This window comes from Chthonomonas sp. (genome assembly GCF_035294505.1).
GTDB lineage: Bacteria > Armatimonadota > Chthonomonadetes > Chthonomonadales > Chthonomonadaceae > Chthonomonas.
The window spans coordinates 1-5,939 of the sequence record NZ_DATGKU010000010.1 but is presented as its reverse complement, the minus strand read 5'-3'; the positions used below and the strand labels follow the sequence as shown (position 1 = coordinate 5,939).

The window sequence follows — 5,939 nt, the reverse complement described above, 5'->3', positions numbered from 1 at the left end:
CTACCTCGGCCGCACCATGGAGGTTCTTGTGGAAGGAAGAGGAGCTCCAGTAGAACCCTCTTCGGAGAACGAAACGCTTCCTCCCACAAAAGAGGAATCTGCAGGTCTACTTGGAGGCTATACCGGCAACTATATCCGGGTGCAGTTTGCCGGTGGTTCCCATCTCGTTGGAAAATTGGTACACGTACGCCTACTCGAGACGACCCTCGATGGAGCCATAGCGGAGATCGGCGATGATATGTTAGAACCAATGTCAGAACCTCCAGCAGATGCCGATTTTATTCCCCTCGCTACCCTATCCGGTCAGGCTATCGCCTAATGCCCTATCAAGGAAACATAAAATAAATGCCGGTGCTTCTTGGAATCGATCGCTGCGTTCAGGACAACTTCTCCCTACTCAAGGGCAAACGCATCGGGCTTATCACCAACCACTCTGGACGAGATAGTGAAGGGCGATCTACCCTCGACCTTCTCTACAACGCCGGCGGCCTCACGCTGACCGCTCTTTTCAGTCCAGAACATGGCATTCGAGGTGTCGTAGACGAGCCGGTGTCCGATTCGTACGATTCCATCACCGGGCTCCCAATCTACAGCTTGTATGGAGCACGAACGCGCCCTCAACCCGAACAACTTCGCGATGTGGACGTTCTGGTCTACGACATCCAAGACATCGGCGTGCGCTTCTATACCTATATCAGCACGCTGAAATACGCGCTAGAAGCAGCTGCTGAGGCTCAAATCGCTTTTGTCGTTCTTGACCGTCCGAATCCTCTCAACGGTCAGCTGATCGAAGGACCTTTGGCCGAGATAGACCGACTCGACTTCACAGCCTGTCACCCTATTCCAATCCGACACGGGCTTACTTTAGGTGAACTTGCTACTCTCTATGTACGAGAGCTAGAGCTACCTCTTCAGCTCGACATCGTGCGCCTGGACGGCTGGGAACGCAAAGACTATTGGGATGCCACCAATTTGATCTGGATTAACCCCTCGCCGAATATGCGTTCGCTTCGACAGGCACTCCTCTATCCCGGCATCGGCCTGTTGGAGTTTACCAACCTCTCTGTGGGACGGGGTACAGATACCCCATTCGAATGGATCGGCGCCCCCTGGATAGACGCCAGAAGACTTGCGGCAACCTTGAACGCAGCCTCCTTACCCGGTGTCTGTTTCATTCCCGTACAGTTCCAACCTTCCACGCGCCAGTATGCCGGCCAAATCTGTTTTGGAGTGGAGATCATCGTAACCCACCGCGAGGTATTCCGCCCGGTGCGAACCGGTCTAACGATCGCTTTAGCTTTACGCCAACTGTTTCCAGAGCATTGGGAACCAAAGAACTATCTTAGACTTTTGGCCAATCAAAAAGTCTTCAATGCCATTGTCCAGAACGCTCCCAAAGAGGAGATTTTCTCTCTTCTTGAAGAAGATGAGCAGGCCTTCCGCGAACGTATCGCTTCCTGCCTGCTCTATGGAGATGGCGGATAAACCCTAACGATTCAAGAAGGCGCCTCTTTCCGTTAGATTCGAGGTCGGATTTAGGGCATGTAGCCGCACAATGTAGACCACCGTCCCCCCATACCCCACCGGGTTCGTGAGCGGCATGTCAACCGGTTGCCGACTATGCGGCGGGAGCTGAACAGACGGTTTAGCGGACGGCTTCATCACTCCGTGGCTCTTCTGCTTAGAGGCAGGTGCGTCAAACAGCAACGGCGACGGTTTCACGAAGACAATCGGGGGCTGGTACTCTCTCAAGGTCGCAGCATACTCGCTTAAGGCCGCTTCAGACTGACTCGGTGACGGCTTGCCGACTGCCATTCGCCGCAGCTCCATATAGAAAGCTTTGGCGTGACTAGCAGGCACACGAACCAGCAGGTAACAAGCTGCTGGTTCGGAATCCACAGGAAGATGATAGGCGCTTTCTATGGGCTTGCTGGCCATTGTAAGGGCCCCCCCATAGCGCTGTACCACATCCATCAAATGAGCACAAGAGGTACTGATGCTATTCACCGCCACAGAGAGCCTTAAAGGATCGTCGGGCGTTCCGCTGCCAAAAGGCGTCGTGGGAGGCCGTCGGCCTTGAGGGGAAGGTCGCCCTAGCCCGGAAAATCGTGCGATTTTCTGGGGACCCCAGTATTGGCCTTGAGGGGAAGGGCGTCGGCCCTGAGAGGAAGTTGAGAAGATTCCTGCACCCTGTTGACTCCGCTCTGATTGGGTGAAAGGCGTCACAACTCCGGTGCGCCCTGTAGCCGACTCCTGCGGTCCGCTATCGCCCCCATTCGCACCAAACGGATCCTTCGATAAAGGCGTCTGCGAAGCTGCCGCCATCTGATCCGGTGTCGTTTGATTGAGATGGCCGGTCGGACGAGAATTTAAGTGCTGCCGTCCACTCGCTACGAGGCGCAGGCGCGGCAGGTTGAATTGAACGATAGCCCATAAGCAGACAGCACAGGAAACCACCCCCACAACCGTATACAACCTGCGCCGCCACAGCAATCTATTTTTGTTTGCTATATTGAAGGAGCCCACAGGTTGCTCTGGAATAAAGCTTAAAATTTGCGAGGCCAGCCCAGTCCACGGTGCCGGCTCCTGAGCGCCAACTCGAAGCAACGAACCGATACGGCGCAAGGCGTCAAGCTCCTCCCGACACTCTTCACAAGACGAAATATGATGGCGCAAGAGAGCGTAGACGAATGGAGAGACTTCTCCATCCAAACAGGCTTTTAACTGTTCTTTATACCAAGTATGTACTCTAAATTGTAAATTATGATAATGTTTCATAAAACACCTCACTCCGCTCTCTCATTCTCATCGTCCTCTACATAATCTCGCAGCAGCTCCCTCAGCTGTCGAAAAGCGTTCGATAAGCGCGATTTTACGGTGCCCACCGGTATCTGCAGAACTTTGGCCACCTCGGCATAGGTCAGCCCATGAAGCTCGTGCAGTATCACCACATCACGATGATGAGGCGCGAGGCGTGCCAGCGCCTCCTCAATTTGTCTCCCTAACTCCTCTTTACTGAGCGCTTCTTGGGGATTATCGCACCACCTATTTGTCACCACAACAAGCTGCTCATCAAGCGACAGGGTTTCTGGCCGATGCCGTCGCTGGAAGTCTACACAGTGATTCATCGCTACCCGATAGACCCAGGTAGATAGAGCCGCATCGCCGCGAAAGCTCGGTAAGCTCCGATAGATCGCCAGAAATATCTCCTGGGTCAGGTCTTCCGCATCCATAGCCGATCCACACATCCGATAAGCCAAACGGTAGATACGACTACTGAAACGGTCAATAATTTGGGCAAACGCCTGCTTATCACCCGCAACGATCTTGGCGACCAGCTCCTGGTCGGCCAGCTTTAAAGAACGTGGTGACGCTTTGTCCTTGGAAGGTCTCTGCGTCGGCAGCAATGGGCCGTGTTCTGGATAAGCAGACATAAACGATGCTCTCTTTGCTTCTTCCTCACGAGAGGCAGCTCTACTCTTTTTGTTGTATTTAGGCTGCAAAGGGTTCATTCAGATTTGTGCCGGCCGCTCATGATCCTCTTGACGTACCACCACTTCTGTAATACAATGGTACACCGTACCACAAAGGGGAAAAGATATGCAACGCAGTTCCTGGATCGCCTTAGGATTGAGTGTGCTCCTTATCGCAATTTTGGCTGTGAGTTACTTCATCTCTCAAGAAAGGCCGAGGCAGTTTGACGCCACCCAAGCCCAGCAGATTCTGCATGACTTGCAAGAGGCGGTGCGCCAAAAAGATGTCGAGGGCATTATGCGTTATGTGGCCCCCAATACGCGGCTCATCGGCGATATGGATGCACAGAAGGCCCGTCTGCTTATCGCTCGTGCCTTCCGCGTGATGCAAAACCCTCAACCAACCATTAGCGACGTGCAGTTTCATGATGACAACGAGGGGAAGGGCGTCGGCCTTGAAGAGCCTTCGGTCTCTTTCTATCTCAACCTGCGCGATCAAGGCCCAGACTATACCTCCGATGAGTACGCCGGACGCATCACCCTCTACTTCCGCCAGGTCTCTATCCCCCATCTCTTTGGACTGTACCATACCGCCGAATGGCGTATCGTACACGTTGAAACCACCGGCCCCAACCCCGATAGCTTCGGAGATTTCTGAATTCTACCTACAGCTGCTCGTACCATCCCAGCGGAGAGTGGATACACGTTGAGGTGGCATAGCGAGGTTTCGGCGGGGAATAGGCCCATTCTACAGCATTGGCGATAACCTGTTGAACCTCTTTTTGATGATATACCGGATAGGTCTCATGCCCCGGGCTAAAATAGAAAATGCGTCCCTGCCCCCGCGTGAAACAGCAGCCGCTGCGAAATACCTCGCCGCCTCGAAAAGAGCTAATAAAAATCAGCTCATCCGGCTGCGGAATATCGAAGTACTCGCCATACATCTCCTGCTGCGGAATGATAAAAACCGGAGGCACATTGCGCGTTATGGGGTGCCCAGGGTTCACCGTGTAGACGATCTCCCTATCGTCATCACGCCAACGCAAGGCACAAGTCGTTCCCATAAGTCGTACAAATATTTTCGACCAATGGCCCGAATGCAGCACAATCAATCCCATCCCGCCTAAGACCCGCTCATGCACCCGCTCAACTATGCGATCTTCCACTTCATGATGAGCCATATGCCCCCACCAAGTCAGAACGTCGGTGGCACTTAACACCTCCTCCGACAACCCATGCTCGGGCTGATCCAACGTTGCCGTCCGAACCTCCACCCCATCGCCTAAATGCTTCTTAATCCCTTCAGCGATCGTGGTATGCATGCCTTGGGGATAGATCGCTCGCACCTCCGGTTGTCGCTTTTCATGTACATTTTCACCCCATACCGTAACGCGAATCACACGCCTATCCAATCTGCTTTTCCTCCCTCACAGGTGTGTTGGCAACCTAAGCGAATTTGGTGTATCCTATTGTACTATCAAACTTCGAATTCTTCGTCATGCCCTTCTATTAGCCTAGCTTCTAATTCCTATTTTAACATTTCATTTCCTTTTATCTCCGATCTGTGCTATCATAACTCTAAATAGACGTAGAAAGAATCTGAGAGCGCTGAACTCAGGTGTAGCAGTTATGGAAAACTACGAGACATACGACTACGACGTGTTGGTTATCGGGGCTGGGGGTGCAGGCCTTCGAGCCGTCATCGCCGCCAGAGAAGCCGGTTGTCGCGTTGCGGTGGTCTGCAAATCGCTTCTCGGCAAGGCACACACCGTTATGGCCGAAGGCGGTGTGGCTGCGGCTCTTGGGAATATGGATCAGCCCGACGGCACCAAAGAGCCGGATAGCTGGGAAGTCCATTTCGTGGATACTATGAAGGGTGGTGCCTTCCTGAACAACTGGCGAATGGTCGAGATATTCACGAAAGAGGCGCCAGAACGTGTGTTGGAACTTGAACAGTATGGTGCCGTGTTCGACCGAACCCCAGATGGCCTGATAGCCGAGCGCCCCTTTGGCGGTCATAAATATCGCCGACTCAACCATGTAGGCGACCGTACAGGACTGGAGATCATCCGTACCCTCCAAGATAAAGCCGTTAGCCTCGGCATGGATGTTTTCATGGAGGTAGTCATTACCCGCCTCCTCAAGGAGGGGGATAGGGTGGTAGGAGCCTTTGGCTACTATCGCGAATCCGGCAACTTTATCGTTTTTCGTGCGAAGGCTATCGTTCTCGCAACGGGTGGTTGGGGGCGCATGTACCGTTATACCTCCAATTCGTGGGAAGGAACCGGCGATGGCGTGATGATGGCCTTTGAGGCCGGTGCCGAACTTCTTGATATGGAGATGGTGCAGTTTCACCCAACCGGCATGGTATGGCCTCCAGGTATGCGCGGCATCCTCGTGACAGAAGGAGTGCGCGGGGAAGGAGGCATTCTGCGCAACGGGAAGGGGGAACGCTTTATGTTCAAC

6 protein-coding genes and 1 pseudogene are annotated in these 5,939 nt (G+C 53.4%); 4 read left to right on the top strand and 3 right to left on the bottom strand.

Annotated elements, in window-relative coordinates:
- Nucleotides 1-319 (top strand): annotated as a pseudogene (locus tag VKV18_RS00330) (hypothetical protein); the annotation flags it as partial.
- A gap of 26 nt (nucleotides 320-345) precedes the next feature.
- Entirely contained in the window at nucleotides 346-1,485 is a 1,140-nt protein-coding gene (locus VKV18_RS00325) for a DUF1343 domain-containing protein (RefSeq protein WP_324202235.1), read from the top strand.
- 3 nt (nucleotides 1,486-1,488) lie between these two features.
- Here VKV18_RS00325 and VKV18_RS00320 read toward each other — a convergent pair whose 3' ends face one another.
- Both VKV18_RS00320 and VKV18_RS00315 read right to left on the bottom strand, forming a co-directional pair.
- A complete protein-coding gene (locus VKV18_RS00320; protein WP_324202234.1) occupies nucleotides 1,489-2,778 on the bottom strand; it encodes a hypothetical protein in 1,290 nt (429 codons plus the stop codon).
- Between the two features lie 8 nt (nucleotides 2,779-2,786).
- Complete coding sequence (locus VKV18_RS00315; RefSeq protein ID WP_324202233.1) at nucleotides 2,787-3,434, bottom strand: RNA polymerase sigma factor; 648 nt, start codon at nucleotides 3,432-3,434, stop codon at nucleotides 2,787-2,789.
- 166 nt (nucleotides 3,435-3,600) lie between these two features.
- Here VKV18_RS00315 and VKV18_RS00310 point away from each other — a divergent pair, with 166 nt between their 5' ends.
- Nucleotides 3,601-4,131 (top strand): hypothetical protein, encoded by a 531-nt coding sequence (locus VKV18_RS00310; protein WP_324202232.1) that lies wholly within the window; start codon nucleotides 3,601-3,603, stop codon nucleotides 4,129-4,131.
- A 7-nt stretch (nucleotides 4,132-4,138) separates the two neighbouring features.
- Here the strand turns inward: VKV18_RS00310 and VKV18_RS00305 are convergent, their stop codons facing one another.
- Nucleotides 4,139-4,885: a ThuA domain-containing protein gene (locus VKV18_RS00305; RefSeq protein ID WP_324202231.1), complete on the bottom strand. Its 747-nt coding sequence runs from the start codon at nucleotides 4,883-4,885 to the stop codon at nucleotides 4,139-4,141.
- A 217-nt stretch (nucleotides 4,886-5,102) separates the two neighbouring features.
- On the opposite strand from VKV18_RS00305, the gene VKV18_RS00300 reads away from it, so the two are divergent.
- Nucleotides 5,103-5,939, top strand: an 837-nt coding sequence (locus VKV18_RS00300; RefSeq protein WP_324199278.1) for an FAD-dependent oxidoreductase, incomplete at its 3' end; no start/stop codon positions are given.